We start from the raw sequence: 17,301 nt of genomic DNA on the forward strand, positions 1-17,301 counted from the left end.
CACCTTATTTTTTTCTATTTATGAGGTTATAGTGTTAGTTATCAAGAATGGTAAATAGGAGTGGATAAAATTGGTCCAAGATATAAAAACACGTGTCGATAACTTAAATAGGAATTTAATTCAAAATGAATTAGATGAGCAAGGATTTGCAAAGCTTCCAGCGATTTTAACAAAAAAGGAATGTGAATTATTCATAGAATTGTATTATGAGGAAGAGGCATACAGAACGACAATCAATATGACGAGATATCGCTTTGGGAATGGGGAATACAAGTATTTTTCCTATCCATTACCTGAAATCATCCAAAGTCTAAGAGAGTCCTTTTATCTAGAATTGGCCAAAACAGCGAATCGATGGTTGGGTTATTTAAAGAAAACAGAACAGGTTCCAGATCATCTTCAAGATTTTTTGAACACCTGTGAAGAATATGAACAAACTAGACCGACACCTTTAATATTAAAGTATGAAACAGGCGGGTTTAATTGTTTGCATCAAGATTTATATGGCGACATATTTTTCCCGTTTCAAGTAGTACTTGTATTAAATCAACGAGATAAAGACTTTTACGGTGGAGAATTTCTATTAGTGGAACAAATCCCTCGTGCTCAGAGTAGGGGACATGTAATTACTTTAGAACAAGGCAGTGCACTAATCTTTCCTACTAACCATAGACCTGTTCTAGGTAAAAATGGATATTACAAAAATACGGTTCGTCACGGAGTAAGCACGGTAACTTCTGGAGAACGATACGGTCTTGGAATTATTTTTCACGATTCTAATTAAAAAATAAACTTCAATATCTTGCTATTCCATTTATAGAATTGTATATTCTGAATTTATATGGATTATATTGTAAGAAGAGGTGAGATAAATGCCGGATCGTATCAATAACGGACATAATGAGAGCCGTGATCATAGAATTTTGAATGATGCAGAAATGATAACAGATGAAAAGTGGCAAGCAATTATAAATAATGATACAGCGTACAATAATCAATTTTTCTACGCTGTAAAGTCGACAGGGATATTCTGTAAACCATCTTGTAAATCTCGCGTTCCGAAAAAAGAAAATGTATGCATTTTTTCAAACGCAGAACATGCTCTTCGCGCCAATTTTCGCCCTTGTAAACGTTGCAAGCCCACTAATGAAAATCTGCCTGATAGCGAGTGGGTTGATTTAATTACTGAATACATTGATAAAAATTTCACAGAAAAATTAACTCTAAAATCGTTAGCAAATATTTGCCATGGGAGTCCGTATCATATGCATCGAACATTTAAAAAGATTAAAGGCATTACGCCAGTTGAGTATATACAACAAGTCAGAGTACACGCTGCTAAAAATTATTTGATTCAGACAAATAAAGCTATTGGAGATATCGCCATATGTGTGGGTATGGCTAACGCGCCTTATTTTATTACTTTATTTAAAAAGAAAACTGGACAGACACCAGCACAATTTCGTCAAATGAGTAAAATGGAGGAAAAGTACAATGGTAACAAAGAATAAACCAACCCTTTATTGGTCTTTACTAAAGTTTAAGGATTGGAATTTTTATATTGCTTCAACTTCAAAGGGGCTTGTGTTTATAGGTTCAAAGAACAAACCATTCGAGGAATTGTTCGAATGGGCTAAGAAATGTTTTCCAGGAAGTCCTCTTGTTGAAGATGATGAAAAGCTGGAACCCTATATCCTTGAAATCACTCAGTATCTAGAAGGAAAGCGGAATACCTTTACTGTGCCATTTGAGTACGTAGGTACGCAATTTCAGCTAGCAGTCTGGAATGCACTTTGTGAAATTCCTTATGGAAAGACTAAATCCTATTCCGACATTGCAAATGATATAAATAAACCAGCAGCTGTTCGTGCTGTAGGCGCGGCTATTGGGGCTAATCCGGTATTAATTACTGTACCGTGCCATCGTGTAATAGGAAAGAATGGCTTATTAACTGGCTATCGGGGCGGATTAGAAATGAAGACACTGCTCCTGGATCTGGAAAAGCGAGCTTCATCTAGCAATGAGTAATTATTTTTATGTGATACAGACATATGGGGGTGTATTATGAAAAACAGAAAAAATTTTAATTTTCAAAAACTTTGGCTATGACAGTCTATAAATTTGTTAGGTACCCAGTTTACAATAGTAGCTTTGCCTCTTTTTGCATTGGAAGTGCTGGAAACAAGTGAGGCAACTGCTGCCATGCTTCGTGGGATTATATTCATACCCTACCTACTTTTCGGATTAGTAGCCGGTGCTTTGGTCGACATCCTTCATAGAAAAAATGTTTTGCTAATTGGTAGTATATGTCAAGGTGTTTTGTTTTTATCAGTGTTCATACTGTCTGTAACAAATATAATAACGTTCTCATTATTGGTGGTTCTAATGTTTTTAAATGGAATGCTTACCACGCTATACAACGTGGCAATTCCTTCTTTCTTACCGGAAATATTAACAGACAAAGATAACTTAAAAAAAGGAAATGCACAACTAGCACTTTCGGAGTCTCTTTCTATAGTAATTGGTCCTATGCTAGCAGGAATCGTTATTACTATAGTTGGATTAACAGGCTCTTTCGCTGTTGACGCAGTAACGTATTTTGTTTGTTTTGTGTTTGTATTGTTTATTTCAAAGTTTAAACCGCATACAGAGGGCTCTTTAAAAAACGTAAATATAAAATCCGTATACAAAAACATATATGAAGGGTTGAAATATTTTAAAAATCACCCTGTATTGGAACCAATTGTAAGCTGTGGCGCTGTTTACGGTTTTTTTAAATACATACTAAATAGCATTTTAGTAATATTCCTTTATAAGGTATTGGGTTTATCTGAACTCGAAATAGGCTTTGTTGTAGGTTCAGCTGCGGCGGGATTTTTAATAGGAAATACGGTCCTCATGAAAAAAAGTCAACAAATTAATAATACAAAAATTCTTATTTATAGCGCTACTGCATCAGTTATCGGTCTGGCCCTTATACCAATAATGGGGTATTTGGGAACTGTTTACGGTATAGTAGCTGCAAGTATCATACATGGTATGGGAGAAGGTGTATTTGGACCTTACGCTGCAACCATACGACAACTTGCTTCACCAAGTCACATGTTAGGCAGAGTGAATGCTGTACAGCGTACGCTTAATTGGGGAGCTTGGGCATTGGGGAGTTTTGCAAGTGCGTTTTTAGTTTCTATATTTGGGCTTCAAACTACGTTATTTATAGGGGGCTTCGGAACAACATTGTGTTTAGTGGTGTTGTTGAGGCGAGGCGTAGCAAAAGGAACTGATATTGAATATACGAGTTCATTTTGAAGGAGATGATTATGATGTATAAGGTATCAAAAGGAACTGAAAATACACCAAACATTTTATTTATAGGGGGATGGACAAAGCCTATACAAGACGCTTTAGACAGGAGGTATACTGTTTCGTATATTGGGTCTTACTTTAAACACATATATTTTGATGGAACTATCTTAGAAGAGTGTTTCTTTAAAAAAGAAATCGACACAACAAACATACCCGTGTGTGTGTACTACGCTGAAGAATTGTACAAAGAGAAACCGTTTGATGTAGTTGTTTCTTTTAACGAAGCAGCCTTGGATTCGGCTAGCATAATTGCAAAGATTTTTGATGTTAAAGGATTTTCTTACAACGCTAATTTGATAACCCGAAATAAAGACATGATGCGTGAAATTATAGCAGGCAAGGACTTTTCGGTAGATTCGATAGTTTGCAACAACATAAAAGACATTGATGAATTTTTGAACAAAAAAGACAGTATTATATTAAAGCCACCAGTTGGCGCAGGTGGTAAAGGGGTATCTAAGCTAGACAAGGGAAATGACGTAGAGGTATTTATTAAGGATAACGGTATTCAACTACCTGTTTTAGTGGAAGAGTACGTTGAAGGTGACGTAGTTTATACGGTCGAAGCCGTTTCATATAACAAAAAACATTCTATACTAGCTATATCAGCTGAAGTATTTAAAGAAGGTACGTTTATAATAAACTATACTATTATGCCGGCACCTATAGATGAATCTCAAAAAAACTTAATCATTCAAAAAGTCATGCTATTTTTCGATGACATACAAATGGAAGACGGCCTTACTCATACATAGGTAAAAATAGACAAACAAAATAAGCCAATAATTATAGAGTCTCAAGTTAGGATAGGTGGCGGTAACATTTGGAGAATGGTGGAACTAACAACCGGCATATCTCAATTTGGATACTATTACGATACGTTAGTTAATGAGACTATAGATGAATTTAGATGTGTACCTTCAAAATGTCAAGCTATGTCTTTAAGCTTAATTCCAAAACCTGGCCGCTTAAAAGAAATCAAGTATGAAGGGTTAGCTAACATATCAGAAGTCGTATTAATTGATCTATTAGTAAAAGATGGCGATACCATACCAACTATTGTAGACAGTACTCAGCGCAAAGGATATATCTTATTTACGGCTAATGACAAGAAAGACATGTATGAAGTTGCAGATAAAATATGTGACAATATAACGTTTGTTTATGAGGATTTGTCAGAGTGGAAACCTTCTATTAAAAAAATTATTTAGAAAGAAATATGACACATGACTGGTCTTTATTCAAGGAAAAGGAAAATTTAAACCACGTATGTTTATTAATTGAAAATTGGAAGACTAGTCTCGTGAATAAGTCCATAACGTTTCAAAAAAGCAACCCTTTCAGAAAACTCATCGATGGGTAGGTTGCTTTCAAGGAGTATTCTTTTGAAAAGAGATAAAGGGTAGTGTTTGAATAACACACTTTAATTAATAGGATGTTCCAATACTTATATATTGGAACACTGCAGACTATAGACAGATTCGATGAAATATGAGGGTGTCTACAGTCCTTTTTTATTTTATTGGGTGGTAAATGGAATAGTTGATTTCCATTAAAGACACCTGCTTTTTTAACTTCTCTGGACTCGTTTTCCCCAAGGTTTGAATACGGAAATAATGAATAGTATTGCTAAAAGAATAACTTGTATTATAATCCATATCATCAGTTGGTAATGATTCATTATAAAACTATCATTTATTAATGGTTCTAAGAGATGAATACCATTTAGTGTCCAAGTATAAATGAATATAAATCCTAGAATTAAACAAATTAACGTAATAATTTCCTTTGTAATGATCCAGTAGAATCTAAATAACCCCCATTTTGTTAAGATGGAAAGTAAAAGTCCTGTAATAACCGTGCCAACAAGCGATACTCTACCTGCTGTTTGTTCCAGCTGAAGCATACTGGTATAGTAGGCATTTATTACTTGAGCATCATTGGTCATTAAGACACTAATGCATAGAATTAAATAAGTAACAGTGACTCCTAACCAGATTGAAGAAAATAAAATATGAGCCGATAACCACCATTTTTTTTGACTCAAAGAAAATTGTTTCAAAATTCTCTCTCCTTATTAACCTTGTATATAAATGATTATAACATTTACTTTTTGGAATTATATATGAGTTTCATAACTATAAATTACTAAACAAAATTACAAAAAAATCAGAAGGAAAAATTATATCAAAAGGAGCTCACACTTAATGACTAATGCCAAATTGAATGTTTTGTTCAAGAAAATCTAAAAGGATGATAAAAAGGAAGTCCTGAGTTCCACGTGCAGGGGGACGAGCTGCCACATTTTAAACAGCTTGTAGGTATGGCGGGATCTATCGTTTTTATAGACGTAGAAACAAGTAAGGCTGGCAAATTGAATGCCGAATTTAAATCCCGAATTTACTTACGAAGGAAATAAAAAAAGACCAGGAATTCCCCCGTTTAAGTCGTATCTTTTTCCACGGAAGGAATTAGGGTGGGTCAAATTACATTTAAATTGCCTGAAATAGACCGAGAAAAGACAAGAGCCTCTGTGCTGTTTTTGACACCGCTAAATTTCTGAAAGTTGACGTTCCTTTAAGTGTAGTGGTTTTTCCTGAACCATTAGTACCGATTATTGTATGAATATTAGTTGGAGGAAAAGATTCCCTCTAAGATGGGCGTAGACCCTGGTTGTTTCACTTTTTTCGTGTCCGAGTAAAGTCTGAATAACTTCAAGAGGTGCCCCATTATTTAATAAATGAGTCGGAATTGGTGTAGGTGGATATTTTTATTGAAGGCTGCTCTTTTCGAAATTTGCTTTATAATGTAACGTATCTGGGCTGTGCTCAACCTATGAGGACAGCGTTCCGTAACAAATTGGGCTGAATCTTGATCCTGCCGGTCAGCCAGGTAACGCTTTAACCAAAGGGGCAGGCTGGTGAAATAATTTTTAGAATACAAGGATTGGAGATAAACCAATGTTCAAATTCTTTAGAAATGGTACTAAAAGAAGAAAGAGATCTCAGAAATATCTTCGAAGAGCGGGAATACCAATCAATTCAAACTTGCCTGTGCTGAAAGATGAAATTCAAATTAGAACTGTGGAAGAAATAGCAAATAGGGCAATGTGTATTTGTATAGTTTCCGCAAAAGGAGAGGGAACGGAGTCGGAAGTAGTGAAAAAAATCACTCAGAGATATGATTTAATCAATCATTTTACAAAAAATGAAAAGGAGTTTCTGCATAATGATGATGTAAGTGAGGAGGAGAGAATTCACTTTAGTTGGAAGTATGAAGGTTATTGGGTGTTGCTGTGGATGCTGGGTTATGTGGACGAGTTGTCCTATCCGAATGCAATATGTGATGTCCCATTTGCTGTAACTCAATTATCAGAACGAACGAGAGAGACCTTAATCGCTGAAGCGATAATTAGGTCAAAAGAAGAATTAGCTGAACAAGCTGATTTAATTTACAATATGCACTGGGCAGTCCGCCAGGCACAAATAGATGGTAAGACCATACCTGGCGACCTTAACATTGGAGTAGTACAGGAGAGACATTATGCACTTAATTGGCTTATGGGTACAGAGAACTGGGATGAGGTTGAAACACATACTTAGTATATTGTATAGTCAATAAACTATAAAATAATTCATTTGTATGTGTTAGTTGAAGAGCCTGAGCTATGTTCGGGTAGCTCTTTGTTTTTTAGTCAGTAGAACAAGAAAAACACTCTACAGGATAATCTCTTCATAAATAAACAGCTCCACCAAAGGGAGCTGTTTATTCTTATTATTTCTAATTTCATCGATTAGAATATCCATCTTCTTCTCAAGATTTTCAGTTTGTTTTTTTTCTTATTTTAAAACGTAAAAAACGGAAGATTGCAATAATTATTAAAAAGAAAAATGCGAGCATAAGCAGTTGGAAGATTATATCTCCAATGTTGTAACAAGTTACCCCTTCCATCGTGTCACCTCGTATACTGTATTTTACCTGACGATTTTACACCAATTCCAAAAAATACACACTCTCACCCGATGAATGGAAAAATTAGCAAATCCTATTAATGGTTGCCATCGAATGCTCTTTCTTATAGTGTTAACGTGAATGGATGCGATGCTTAAACAGGCATCGCCTTTTCTAGTTAAATTTAAGACAGACTCTGAAGAAATGTACATAAACTATAGGGTGCTTTAGGTAAATAAGGAGAAATGAAATTATGAAAAAACATTGTTGTGAGGATATAGCTTATCATGCAAGTTTCAAGTGTGATATACATGAAAAACCTTTTGGATGTCCTGAAAAAATAATCATATTCGATGAAAAGGATAAGGACTATGGTTTAATAATCCATGATGGTGGAACGTCAAGTATCGGAATAGATTTTTGTCCGTGGTGTGGTGCGAAACTATAATATTGGATACTTTCTTCTTTCACTAAAGGGTGCTTTATTTCAATAAGGAGTAAGGCTTTTTCTTGTTCAACTAAAGGGCAGGTTTGTGGAATAAGCAAAATAATTGAACTAAAGAAGGTTTTTAGATGTTAATATTTAGTAAGTGGTTGATTGAGGAGGAGATTTAAATTGGCAAAAATCAATAAGACAATCATACTGTTTTTTATAATTGGAATATTTTTAATTGGGTGTTCTAATTTATCAGGGGCAGAACCAACACCCGACCATCCTTTGTTTTCAGCAGATAAAAATAAGTATGCTTTATTAATTGTTGATGTTTCGGAAAAAGATGCTGATTATTATCGTGAATTACTAGATAAAAATAAGATATATAATGTTAAAAAAATAAATGGAAGAACCGCATTAGAAGGTACAAATGAAGAATATAAATTTCTTGAATTAGAAAAAGCACCGGCTTTTGTTATATTCGATACGAATGAGGTGATATTTACAACCTACAGTGAAGAAGAATTAATTGAATTTTTAAAAGAGAACAACCCAAATTAAAAAAATGGTCTTCCTCAACTAACGAAGTTTAGTTAAAGAAAGAAAAGAGCCAAAATGTGTAGAAATTCCATAAAGTATATTCCTTTAAAGGAGGTTTTCTGTGAATTTAGTATGGTATTGTCTAGGTGTAATTGCTACGTTTATTATTATGGGGTTATCTAGAGGTAATTTTGAGTGGTTAGAGTGGGACAATTTAATTCCTGTGGTTGGAGGTTTCATTGGCATTGCTGTTGTTTCATATAGATCGAGAAGGACAAATAAAACAAGATCTTTGTAATGATGCGTTGCTGCGGCAACGTTTTTCTTATTGAGCTATCGATACAAAGGGGGAACGGATATGAGTCAATTTAAGGTTGGAATATTTCTATTCGATGAGGTGGAGGTCTTGGATTTTGCTGGTCCATTTGAGGTTTTATCTACTGCAACTTTAAAAGATGGTGTTAAGCCATTTGTGGTTGAAACAGTATCAGAAAATGGAGAAATGATTAAAGCAAGGAATGGATTAAAAGTACAGCCGGATTATAGCCTTAATACAATGCCGCAATCTGATATTTTAGTTATACCTGGCGGACCAGGGGCTGGGGAACGTGAAATACATAATGAAATGGTGAAAACTTGGATAATAAATCAAATGTCAAAAGTACAGCTTATGACTTCTGTATGTACAGGAGCTTTACTTTTAGCAAAGGCGGGCTTGTTAGATGGCAAATCAGCCACTACCCATTGGGCAAGCTATGAACGATTAGAAAAAGAGTTTCCGGAAGTCAATGTCTAACGGGGAGTTAAGTTTATAGATGAAGGAAAAATTATTACATCTGGTGGAATTTCAGCTGGAATCAATATGTCATTTCATATTGTTAAAAGATTATTTGGTTCCCAAATAGCCCAGGAAACTGCCAAAAGAATGGAGTACGATATTGTACTTTAAACAACTGGTAAGTAAAAAACCGCTACGGCAACTCTCTTTTGGTCGGTCATTTGTGAAGAGATGTATTTAAACTATAAGGCTAGTAACTAAAGGGTGCTTTAGTTTAATAAGGGAGGCTGCTGTAGCAGCCTCCGCTAGAAGTATTTATTGTGAAAATCTCCTTATTTTCCCGCTAAGATGAGCGTAGACTCTGGTTGTTTCACTTTTTTCGTGTCCGAGTAAAGTCTGAATAACTTCAAGAGGGGCCCCATTATTTAATAAATGGGTCGCGTAACTGTGTCGGAATTGGTGAGGGTGTGCAGCCTTTGGTAGGTTCGTTTTAGGACACTTTCGTTCTCACGCTATAAAAGTAGGCTTCAACACTTCCTCACACCACTGCATGAAACTGGTCGGCGTTCGCTGCGCAACAAGGGCCTCATTATCATAAATGCCTTGATTTTGAGCGGCGGCCATGTCGACTACGCCTTGTGCCCATGCTTCGCTCGTTCGATATTGCATCATTGTCTCCTTATAATCCGTACCAGACACTTGCAAATAGCGGACGGGTTGCCCCAACACTCTTGAAATAGTCGCTGCCATATCATTGGGCGACAGGTCGTCCGGTCCGATGACAGAGACGCTTTCTTGACCGGTCCACGCATCATCCAACAACAGTTTGGCGGCTACATCGGCGATATCGCGCGTGGCACAAGTCGCCAGCTTGCGGTCGGCGGAATTAGCCATGATGAACATGCCTTGATTCTTAAGCGAATATACTTGGTGGAGCAAATTCTCCATGAAGAACGGCATGCGCAGTGACCGATAGTTTACGTCAGTCGACTTGATAAGATCGTCCATAGCGAACGCGGATGACAACAGGCCTGCGTTTTTGCCAAAATCGTAACCTAAGCTTGAGACGCCAATCACGCGTTTGACGCCTTGCTCCTTGAATGCCTCGCAAGCCGGTCGAGTGAAGTTCTCGTAGTGGCTCATGATATTTTCGGCACGTGGATTCGGGGGCACCAGCCAAAATACGCTCTCGGCGCCTTTAAACGCTCTGGTTAGTATATCCATGTCGGCATGCGATCCTTGAACGACCTCAACCCGCTCTAGCAAACGTGGGGAGAGACGAGACTGGTCACGTACGATTATACGGATGGTTTCCTTACTGTCATAGAGGTTGTCCAAAACTTGTTGGCCGATTTGGCTTGTGGGCGCGGTGATAACGATCATTTAAATAAACATCCTTTCTCTGGTGTTGCCAGCCGATTAATCGAAGTGGCAAGCATTTGAATTAAAATGGCTACAGTGTTGACAAGATTTGGTGGTATACTACACTGTAAAATGTATCTTAAATGAAAGTAGCGAATCGTACAATCATCAAACGAGGTGTATCGTTGGTTAACCGACAGATGCGCATTGATGTCGGTTTGTCTATGCAAAAAGAGGAGTGAAACGAAGCTTGCCGATCAACGTCAACGATCCCCGTGTCAAACGTACGCGTCAATTCATGATGCAGTCTTTTATGGAACTGCTGTTAGAAAAGAAGAGTATCTACTCGATTTCCGTGCAGGATATCTCATCTCGCGCAGCGATCAATCGGACCACGTTCTACGCGCATTTTGAAAATAAGTATGCGTTTCTGGAATGCTGGATGAAGGAGAAATTCCAGCGAAAATTGAGTGATGAGCTTCCGAATTCCTCGATAGCAAACATAAGCGGCTTAAGGCAACTCATTCGGTCCGTCTTCGAATTTCTTGCACGTACGCGGGAATTCATGAAGTCGGAAGAAGACCTGCAATACGAGCCGTTGTTTGAAACTGCGATGCAACAAGAACTGAATCGACTCTTGCTCGACTGGCTGACGGAAGAATCGAATGCTACCGCCTCGCCGGAAATCGTGGAAGCCACTGCCCTCGTAACGAGTTGGGGGATATTCGGATCTGCCGTGCAGTGGAGTCGTAACCCGGGGGATCGCGCAATGGAAACAAGGATACAAGATGTATTGGTGGTCGTAGCCGCCGGGCTGGAGCCTGTGTTGCAATAACCATATTTTGCGAAAGAGTCCGCGGATCATTTTTCCTTACGTGCTTGGCATCCACACAACTCTCGGCCTCTCCTGATTTTGTTAAATTGACAAGATTCGCGCTAAATCCTAATTTTACGAAGATTAATTCAGAGGGAATATAGAAATTGTTATTTGCAAAATGATAGGGAAACAAAAATCGATATTTGTTCCACCACAATTAAAAGTGTGTCTGTACTTATATTACGTATCATAAGAAAGAAACCAACTTTTAGTAAGCTGTTTTCCTTTCTAACTAATATCAGGATTGATTAATTGATTCCTACTGCAGTGAAAGCAATAGTAACTCCACCTATGGAACTACAGGGAGGTATAGGGGTTATTGGCGAGTACATTCAATGGGAGAGATGATGATTGAATCCAGTATTAGGAATTAGTTTTAAAAGTTTTGTATTAAACTAATCAGCCACTCTAACAGAGTTAAATTTCCACATTATGTAACATGTTATAACAACCACAACACACCCACAAACAATTAGTACATCTGTAATCGGAATACCAAAGAATAATACCAAAGAAGTTAGTCCATAAGAAAGTGGTGTTAGTCCAAGTGAAGCGGTAGAAGTAAGACCCATTACTCTCCCCATTTTTTCACTTGAAGTATTTTCTTGAATGATTGCAATAATTAAAGAGCTGACTGATATACAAGCACCATAAGCGTTTCCATTCTGAATGATTTCCATATTTTCTCTTTAGCATCTTCATCCTCCAAATCGAAAAATATTTACCTAATTATAACATTAGAATTTAAGTTATTTGCCATAAAATGGGTGGTTTCTTCTAAACTCCCACAATGAACTAGCACTTATCTCTTAATTACGCAGTTTTTCACCATATTGCTATCTAACTTGTTTTACTTTACAGATTTGATTAGAGAGAAAAGAACACAATCAAGCAGTTTACGAAGAAAATCATGAATTATATATACGAAAAGGTAAAGGAAGTTATAGAGGAATATTCAAGGCTAAAAAAAAGGTTGGTTTGGTTACTTCCTCCTATGCCAAATGCTGCAATCAACTACTCATTATGTCTAAAGGCTATACTTTTCATGAAAATATAGAAGTATTAATATTTTGGTGTGTAGGACTGATAACCTGGTTACTATTATTTTTCTTTATTGCCATTTAAAAAAAATACTAATAAGTGTTTTATTAACGGTACCAAACATATTATGGGTACTCTCTGGTGAAGTAGAGAAAATTATTTATTTGTATTACCTATGCTTTGGAATACAAACTTTCTTTTTAATTAAACTGAAAAGAAATAGACATCAATAATCATAATTAAAACTCCTCATAAGAGGAGCTTTCAGACTGTAGACAAACCCGAAAAAACTGGTTTGCCTAAGTCTTTTTTGTTTTAAAGGTAATCCAATCTTGAGGTGATAACGATGCTTTCTAAACATAACCATTCAACGAAATTGCCTTAGATCAACTGGTGCCTGCGGACCAATTAGTTCGTAAAATAGAGTCGGCCATTGATTTCTCTTTTATTTATGATTTGGTGAAAGATATGTATTCAGACGTCGGTCGCCCAAATTCAAGTAAGGGCTTAATAAAGAAAGTAGGAAAATTGATGATAGATTATGAGGCAAGATACAGAGAAAATCAAAAGAAAGAATTAGCTCGTTGGAAGGAGTTAATTCAAAATCTATTTGGAGAGGTTCCTAAGGACAGTGTAACCGTAACAGATAAAGTTCGGATTACAAAGAAGGGATAGTTTAATCCCTATCCCTTAAAATTCTTTATCGACTTCCATTAATTTTAAAAAATTTGTTGTCTGTTATTATTGAGTGTCCTCGTCATTTTTATACTCCAAAATATCGCCCGGCTGACAATCTAAAGTCTTACATATCGCTTCTAATGTTGAAAAACGAACTGCTTTTGCTTTCCCATTTTTCAAAATGGAAAGATTCGCCATCGTAATTCCAACCCTCTCAGAAAGCTCCGTTACGCTCATTTTTCGTTTTGCTAACATCACATCAATATTAATAATAATTGCCATATCCTCACCTCAGACCGTTAAATCATTTTCTGATTTTATGTTTATCGCTTCTTGTAAAAGCCATTGGAGGACAGCAGCAAAAACAGCGATAACCATTGAAGCGAAAATAATGACCAATCCAATGAATGTGATAATTGGAGGGTCAATTCTCGTTTGCATGAGATAGTATAGCGGCATACCTAGAAGATACAAGGTGCTGATTGTTATGGCACAGTATTTTATATTCTTTAAAGCCTTCACCGATAGTTCTGAAAACGCTTGGTTCTTATCGATATAGCTTAAAAGTTTAAAAGCCTGATACAGGGCAAAATAAAAAGGTATCGCTGCTGTATACATATCGATTAAAACGAGAGATTTCATATAAGTAATATCTGGAAACAATTCTGCTGCATAGTTCCCGAACTTGGGCACTAAAAATATGCACAAAGCAAGAATTGGGATTCCAATAAGAAGAACAGCTATCTTCAAAAAGAGCGTTGTTCCTTGTTTCATAAAAAGCACCTCGTTCATTAATTTTAACCGAAATGTTAATCATTTTTTGGCTTTATATTTGGGCATTTTTTAATGGCTTTTGAAGTGCTCCCACAATAGCTGCGATGATACTTGTTACTAAAATCCCTATTAGACCTATCGCTATTGGACCTGCTGCATCATCTCCTGTGAATTGAGCACGCACCCTTAAATAAACAATTGCTAACAAAATGAAGAAAATTACAGAAAGAATGCATTTTTTTATTACCTTCAAAGATTGAAGAGATAACTCAGAGAAAGCATTGTTTCTTTCGATATAGGTCAATAGTTTAAATGCTTGATACAACACCACATAAAACGTAATACATAACCCATACGCACATATTAAAAGCGGATATAGCGAATAATCACCCGGACGCTCTATCGCATCTCTTCTGGCAGCTTCAGGCAACCAATATATGCACACGGAAAGTATCGCAATTCCAATGAGAAAAATAATGACTTTTAAGAAAGTCGTTGAACCTCGTTTAACATTCATTAAAAACACCTCACATATTTAAGTACAACACGATTTTATAAAATCAATAAAATAATATTGTTTGTTACTATATTTTTATTGTAATTTAAAAACCCTTCTAATTTTGACAAAAAGTAAAAAGCATTTCTCATTACAAAGAAATGATGCTTTTACTTTCAAAAGAGGTTTTATTTAGTGGTGGCAGTTTTCAAAACTCAGATAATTAAATTGAATAAAAGGAATTCTTTATGGTCGATAATCATAACTTTAAAATTGGATTGCCTTTTTAGTTTAAATTATTTTGACAAGAATAAAATTGAGTATTAAGTATTAAGTATTAAGTAGTAAGTAATGATTTGAGGAGTGTTTTTATGAAGGATATACGATTTCTAACCTTCAATCCAGCAAGATATCCCTTTTAGAATTATATCTGCTTCCAGCCGTTTATTTATTGACAGCAAAAATATATAATTAAAATTTTTAAGAGTCTCAAGACTGATGACACTCTTACTTTTGCAATCACGGCAGGTACGCCGGAATGGTTAGAGTCTGTCGATGATGAAACCTATAACAAACTGTAAAAAACTAACGCATCGAGTCAATGATTCGATGCGTTAGTTATAAGGGTCATACAAACGAAAGGGCGGAAACAAATTGAAAATGGTATAACTGTTCTTGGTTTAAAAACCGCAAGGATTCTAGTTGGTAACTTCAATTGAATCGAATCGATCCAATGAAGTTGATAAGTTCTCATCCTAATGGGAGATAACCTTAATAAATCTTCTGGTTACATTCACAGCCATTCACATTCCTTTACTTTGAGTATTCCATGAACTCATTGCATTAATCAGATGCTTGAAAAACTTGGACGAAGGAGGAAGGAGAGCAGGAGAATATTTTCTTATATGAGGAATAGAATATTTCATTAGCTGTCCATCTTTGCGTAAAATTATAGTTCTACTTAAGATGGTATTAACCATAGCAACGGGAAGGCAGCTCTTCATTTATTAAAACTCGATGCTTTACCTTACGAAATAGGTGAATATACAGATGAAGAATTACTGGATTATCTAAGGCAAGCAGTGAAACGTAGTATAGGGATTAAGAAGATTCAAGCTTTAAAAGAAGCCGCCTATCTCTCGATTGGCATTCGTCAGGGCGCCATGATGGCTATGATGGAATTAAGAACGTTAATTCAAAAGTATGAACTCATTCAAGCCTAGTTCGAAGAGCTTGACCAAACTCTGGATACACTGCTTCAAGATATTCCAGGCGTTGATCAAATGTTAGAGATAACAGGAATTGGACGCGATACAGTGGCGGGTTTCTTCGCTGAAGTAGGCGATTTGAGTGAATACAATCATCCTCGTCAGACAACCAAACTGGCAGGACTCAGCTTAAAAGAAAATACATCAGGAAAGCATAAAGGGAGAACCAGGATTACGAAACGTGGTCGAAAGAAATTAAGGGCACTGCTGTTTCGGGCATCTATGATTCTAGCAGCTATGAATAAAGCCTTTAAAGTTCTGCATCATTATTACACAACAAGGCTTGATAATCCGTTGAAAAAGATGCAGTCTTTAATTGCTTTGTGTAATAAGCTCATCCGTATACTCTTCTCTATTGGGAAGAAGCAGTTTGTGTTTAAAGAGGAGAAGATGTTGAAGGACATCCCCATATGCATGCATTTATCCAAGAACCAATAGTAGCTTAATCACTATAAAACTAACTATTAACAAATAAATTTGAAAAGATGAACGGACAAAATTAGCATGGGATTAGTCGGCAACGCAACTAACATAAGGACTTAGATCCTGTGGGGCAGCATGACCATGACCGACATCCACCTTATGGAAAGGTTGAACGAAGGAATGTAGGAGCGTAGACTCTGTGAAACTTGGGAGGGTAGACCCCGTAAGATATGTGGACATCCAATGGTGCGTACATACTATTCATCCAACTTTTTGAAATTAACCGAAGGTTGGCTAGTTTCTTGCGCTCATTTTCTTCGTAAACTGCTTGATTGTGTTCTTTTCTCTCTAATCAAATCTGTAAGGTAAAAAAAGTTAGATAGCAATATGGTGAAAAACTGCGTAATTAAGAGATAAGTGTTTGTTTATTGAGGGAGGTTTGTTGAAGAGTAATATATACTAATATGAGGAATAACCAAAAAACAAAAGGGGAACAGTGTATGAATAATGATTTTGGAAAAGCTATAAATTTACTGGAAAATAAGGATAATGAAACTTACTCGACATTTGCTTACTCTGTATTAAATAATTATATTCCTGGACAGGTATATATGGATGAATTGAAGAAAACTGTTTTAATTGGAACTGATTCAGGTATTTTTATTGTTGGTGGAGACGGAATGAACAATGGTCTTGATAGCATACTTTTAGAAATTTTTAGAAGTAGAAAAAATGAAAAAAAGCGATTCACTTTGTTTTCTCCTTCAAAAGAATGGGATCAAGTTATAAATAAGTTGTTTGAAAATGAGTTAAGACAGATGCATAGATATTCTTTTCATTTTAATAAGGATATATATTTAACAATAAAAAAGGGGAAATTACCCAATGATTTTATAGTGAAGAGAATAGATGAAAAAATAATTACTGAAAGTCAGGAATTTAATGAATCTTATTATAAGGAATATTGGGGTTCAGTATCAAATTTTCTTGAGAATGGTTTTGGTTATTGCTTGCTACATAACGATACCGTTGTAAGTGAATGTACATCTATATTTAGTTCATCACAATTTGCTGAAATTGATATTGCAACTAAAAATAAGTATAGAGGAATGGGCTTAGCTCAAAATGTTGCAGAGATATTCATTGAACATTGTATTGAAGGAAATTTGAAACCCAATTGGGATTGTAATGTTCACAATTTTGCGTCGGTAAAGCTGGCTGAAAGATTAGGATTCGAAAATCCAATGGAATATTCAGTATTCGTTAGAAAGTAAAAAATCCTTATTTCGCTAACGGGTGTTTAGTTGAAGATCA

At 36.0% G+C, this 17,301-nt stretch carries 19 protein-coding genes and 4 pseudogenes; 15 read left to right on the forward strand and 8 right to left on the reverse strand.

Translation table 11 applies throughout. The annotated features are described in order from the left end of the window. Window positions 1-70: 70 nt before the first annotated feature. The 5 genes and pseudogenes from BM126_RS13535 (at window position 71) to BM126_RS13555 (ending at window position 4,577) form a co-directional block, all read left to right on the forward strand. Window positions 71-784 (forward strand): 2OG-Fe(II) oxygenase, encoded by a 714-nt coding sequence (locus BM126_RS13535; RefSeq protein WP_090989989.1) that lies wholly within the window; start codon window positions 71-73, stop codon window positions 782-784. Between the two features lie 88 nt (window positions 785-872). Further along, window positions 873-1,511, forward strand: coding sequence for a bifunctional transcriptional activator/DNA repair enzyme AdaA (locus BM126_RS13540; protein ID WP_090989990.1), 639 nt, complete (start codon window positions 873-875; stop codon window positions 1,509-1,511). Next, window positions 1,495-2,028 carry a methylated-DNA--[protein]-cysteine S-methyltransferase gene (gene adaB / locus BM126_RS13545; protein ID WP_090989991.1) on the forward strand — a complete coding sequence of 178 codons (534 nt, stop codon included), beginning with the start codon at window positions 1,495-1,497 and terminating at the stop codon, window positions 2,026-2,028. The genes BM126_RS13540 and adaB overlap by 17 nt, the downstream gene beginning before the upstream one ends. Before the next feature lie 87 nt (window positions 2,029-2,115). Continuing rightward, a complete protein-coding gene (locus BM126_RS13550) occupies window positions 2,116-3,309 on the forward strand; it encodes an MFS transporter (protein ID WP_371261458.1) in 1,194 nt (397 codons plus the stop codon). Window positions 3,310-3,323: 14 nt separating this feature from the next. Next, window positions 3,324-4,577: pseudogene (locus tag BM126_RS13555) on the forward strand (ATP-grasp domain-containing protein). Window positions 4,578-4,936: 359 nt separating this feature from the next. Here the strand turns inward: BM126_RS13555 and BM126_RS13560 are convergent. Beyond that, a complete protein-coding gene (locus tag BM126_RS13560) occupies window positions 4,937-5,428 on the reverse strand; it encodes a hypothetical protein (protein WP_090989993.1) in 492 nt (163 codons plus the stop codon). Window positions 5,429-5,980: 552 nt separating this feature from the next. Then, window positions 5,981-6,294, reverse strand: a pseudogene (locus tag BM126_RS13565) (tyrosine-type recombinase/integrase); the annotation flags it as partial. Between the two features lie 32 nt (window positions 6,295-6,326). Here BM126_RS13565 and BM126_RS13570 point away from each other — a divergent pair. The 5 genes and pseudogenes from BM126_RS13570 to BM126_RS13585 all read left to right on the forward strand — a co-directional run bounded on the left by BM126_RS13570 (window position 6,327) and on the right by BM126_RS13585 (window position 9,239). Then, window positions 6,327-6,968: a DUF4272 domain-containing protein gene (locus tag BM126_RS13570; RefSeq protein WP_090989994.1), complete on the forward strand. Its 642-nt coding sequence runs from the start codon at window positions 6,327-6,329 to the stop codon at window positions 6,966-6,968. Between the two features lie 602 nt (window positions 6,969-7,570). Then, a complete protein-coding gene (locus tag BM126_RS13575) occupies window positions 7,571-7,765 on the forward strand; it encodes a DUF6980 family protein (RefSeq protein WP_090989995.1) in 195 nt (64 codons plus the stop codon). A 168-nt stretch (window positions 7,766-7,933) separates the two neighbouring features. Next, window positions 7,934-8,311, forward strand: coding sequence for a hypothetical protein (locus BM126_RS13580; protein WP_090989996.1), 378 nt, complete (start codon window positions 7,934-7,936; stop codon window positions 8,309-8,311). A gap of 100 nt (window positions 8,312-8,411) precedes the next feature. After that, on the forward strand, window positions 8,412-8,588 hold the full coding sequence (locus tag BM126_RS22425; RefSeq protein ID WP_177201427.1) for a hypothetical protein: 177 nt from the start codon (window positions 8,412-8,414) through the stop codon (window positions 8,586-8,588). Between the two features lie 60 nt (window positions 8,589-8,648). After that, window positions 8,649-9,239: pseudogene (locus BM126_RS13585) on the forward strand (DJ-1/PfpI family protein). 144 nt (window positions 9,240-9,383) lie between these two features. Here BM126_RS13585 and BM126_RS13590 read toward each other — a convergent pair. Together BM126_RS13590 and BM126_RS13595 are read right to left on the reverse strand one after the other, a co-directional pair. Continuing rightward, a pseudogene (locus BM126_RS13590) lies at window positions 9,384-9,500 on the reverse strand (tyrosine-type recombinase/integrase); the annotation flags it as partial. Between the two features lie 75 nt (window positions 9,501-9,575). Then, a complete protein-coding gene (locus BM126_RS13595) occupies window positions 9,576-10,451 on the reverse strand; it encodes an NmrA family NAD(P)-binding protein (protein WP_090989997.1) in 876 nt (291 codons plus the stop codon). 229 nt (window positions 10,452-10,680) lie between these two features. On the opposite strand from BM126_RS13595, the gene BM126_RS13600 reads away from it, so the two are divergent. Then, the gene (locus BM126_RS13600) at window positions 10,681-11,265 is read left to right on the forward strand and encodes a TetR/AcrR family transcriptional regulator (protein ID WP_090989998.1); all 585 of its coding nucleotides are present in this window, start codon (window positions 10,681-10,683) and stop codon (window positions 11,263-11,265) included. A 437-nt stretch (window positions 11,266-11,702) separates the two neighbouring features. Here BM126_RS13600 and BM126_RS13605 read toward each other — a convergent pair whose 3' ends face one another. After that, window positions 11,703-11,987: a hypothetical protein gene (locus BM126_RS13605; protein ID WP_090989999.1), complete on the reverse strand. Its 285-nt coding sequence runs from the start codon at window positions 11,985-11,987 to the stop codon at window positions 11,703-11,705. A 754-nt stretch (window positions 11,988-12,741) separates the two neighbouring features. Here BM126_RS13605 and BM126_RS13610 point away from each other — a divergent pair. After that, on the forward strand, window positions 12,742-13,023 hold the full coding sequence (locus BM126_RS13610) for a transposase (RefSeq protein WP_090990000.1): 282 nt from the start codon (window positions 12,742-12,744) through the stop codon (window positions 13,021-13,023). A gap of 66 nt (window positions 13,024-13,089) precedes the next feature. Here BM126_RS13610 and BM126_RS13615 read toward each other — a convergent pair whose 3' ends face one another. From BM126_RS13615 to BM126_RS13625, 3 genes are read right to left on the reverse strand one after another with little or no spacing between them, the layout of a single operon-like run. Beyond that, entirely contained in the window at window positions 13,090-13,308 is a 219-nt protein-coding gene (locus BM126_RS13615) for a helix-turn-helix domain-containing protein (RefSeq protein ID WP_090990001.1), read from the reverse strand. A gap of 9 nt (window positions 13,309-13,317) precedes the next feature. Then, window positions 13,318-13,800, reverse strand: coding sequence for a DUF2975 domain-containing protein (locus BM126_RS13620; RefSeq protein ID WP_090990002.1), 483 nt, complete (start codon window positions 13,798-13,800; stop codon window positions 13,318-13,320). A 52-nt stretch (window positions 13,801-13,852) separates the two neighbouring features. Then, window positions 13,853-14,317, reverse strand: coding sequence for a DUF2975 domain-containing protein (locus BM126_RS13625; protein WP_090990003.1), 465 nt, complete (start codon window positions 14,315-14,317; stop codon window positions 13,853-13,855). Between the two features lie 1,061 nt (window positions 14,318-15,378). Between BM126_RS13625 and BM126_RS23345 the strand changes: the two genes are divergently transcribed. From BM126_RS23345 to BM126_RS13635, 3 genes are all read left to right on the forward strand, one after another. Then, window positions 15,379-15,519, forward strand: coding sequence for a hypothetical protein (locus BM126_RS23345; protein ID WP_371261447.1), 141 nt, complete (start codon window positions 15,379-15,381; stop codon window positions 15,517-15,519). 60 nt (window positions 15,520-15,579) lie between these two features. Further along, window positions 15,580-16,002 carry a transposase gene (locus tag BM126_RS23350; RefSeq protein ID WP_371261448.1) on the forward strand — a complete coding sequence of 141 codons (423 nt, stop codon included), beginning with the start codon at window positions 15,580-15,582 and terminating at the stop codon, window positions 16,000-16,002. A 485-nt stretch (window positions 16,003-16,487) separates the two neighbouring features. After that, a complete protein-coding gene (locus BM126_RS13635) occupies window positions 16,488-17,261 on the forward strand; it encodes a GNAT family N-acetyltransferase (RefSeq protein ID WP_090990301.1) in 774 nt (257 codons plus the stop codon). Window positions 17,262-17,301: the final 40 nt, after the last annotated feature.

Source organism: Bacillus sp. OV322 (assembly GCF_900112495.1).
In the GTDB taxonomy this organism is placed as follows: Bacteria; Bacillota; Bacilli; order Bacillales; family DSM-1321; genus Peribacillus.

What these genes read in the sequence shown, in the direction of transcription:
- BM126_RS13540 (WP_090989990.1), top strand. Translation starts at nt 873, where the DNA reads ATGCCGGATCGTATCAATAACGGACATAATGAGAGCCGTGATCATAGA.
- adaB (WP_090989991.1), top strand. Translation starts at nt 1,495, where the DNA reads ATGGTAACAAAGAATAAACCAACCCTTTATTGGTCTTTACTAAAGTTT.
- BM126_RS13570 (WP_090989994.1), top strand. Translation starts at nt 6,327, where the DNA reads ATGTTCAAATTCTTTAGAAATGGTACTAAAAGAAGAAAGAGATCTCAG.
- BM126_RS13575 (WP_090989995.1), top strand. Translation starts at nt 7,571, where the DNA reads ATGAAAAAACATTGTTGTGAGGATATAGCTTATCATGCAAGTTTCAAG.
- BM126_RS13595 (WP_090989997.1), bottom strand. Translation starts at nt 10,451, where the DNA reads ATGATCGTTATCACCGCGCCCACAAGCCAAATCGGCCAACAAGTTTTG.
- BM126_RS13605 (WP_090989999.1), bottom strand. Translation starts at nt 11,987, where the DNA reads ATGGAAATCATTCAGAATGGAAACGCTTATGGTGCTTGTATATCAGTC.
- BM126_RS13615 (WP_090990001.1), bottom strand. Translation starts at nt 13,308, where the DNA reads ATGGCAATTATTATTAATATTGATGTGATGTTAGCAAAACGAAAAATG.
- BM126_RS13620 (WP_090990002.1), bottom strand. Translation starts at nt 13,800, where the DNA reads ATGAAACAAGGAACAACGCTCTTTTTGAAGATAGCTGTTCTTCTTATT.
- BM126_RS13625 (WP_090990003.1), bottom strand. Translation starts at nt 14,317, where the DNA reads ATGAATGTTAAACGAGGTTCAACGACTTTCTTAAAAGTCATTATTTTT.
- BM126_RS23350 (WP_371261448.1), top strand. Translation starts at nt 15,580, where the DNA reads ATGTTAGAGATAACAGGAATTGGACGCGATACAGTGGCGGGTTTCTTC.
- BM126_RS13635 (WP_090990301.1), top strand. Translation starts at nt 16,488, where the DNA reads ATGAATAATGATTTTGGAAAAGCTATAAATTTACTGGAAAATAAGGAT.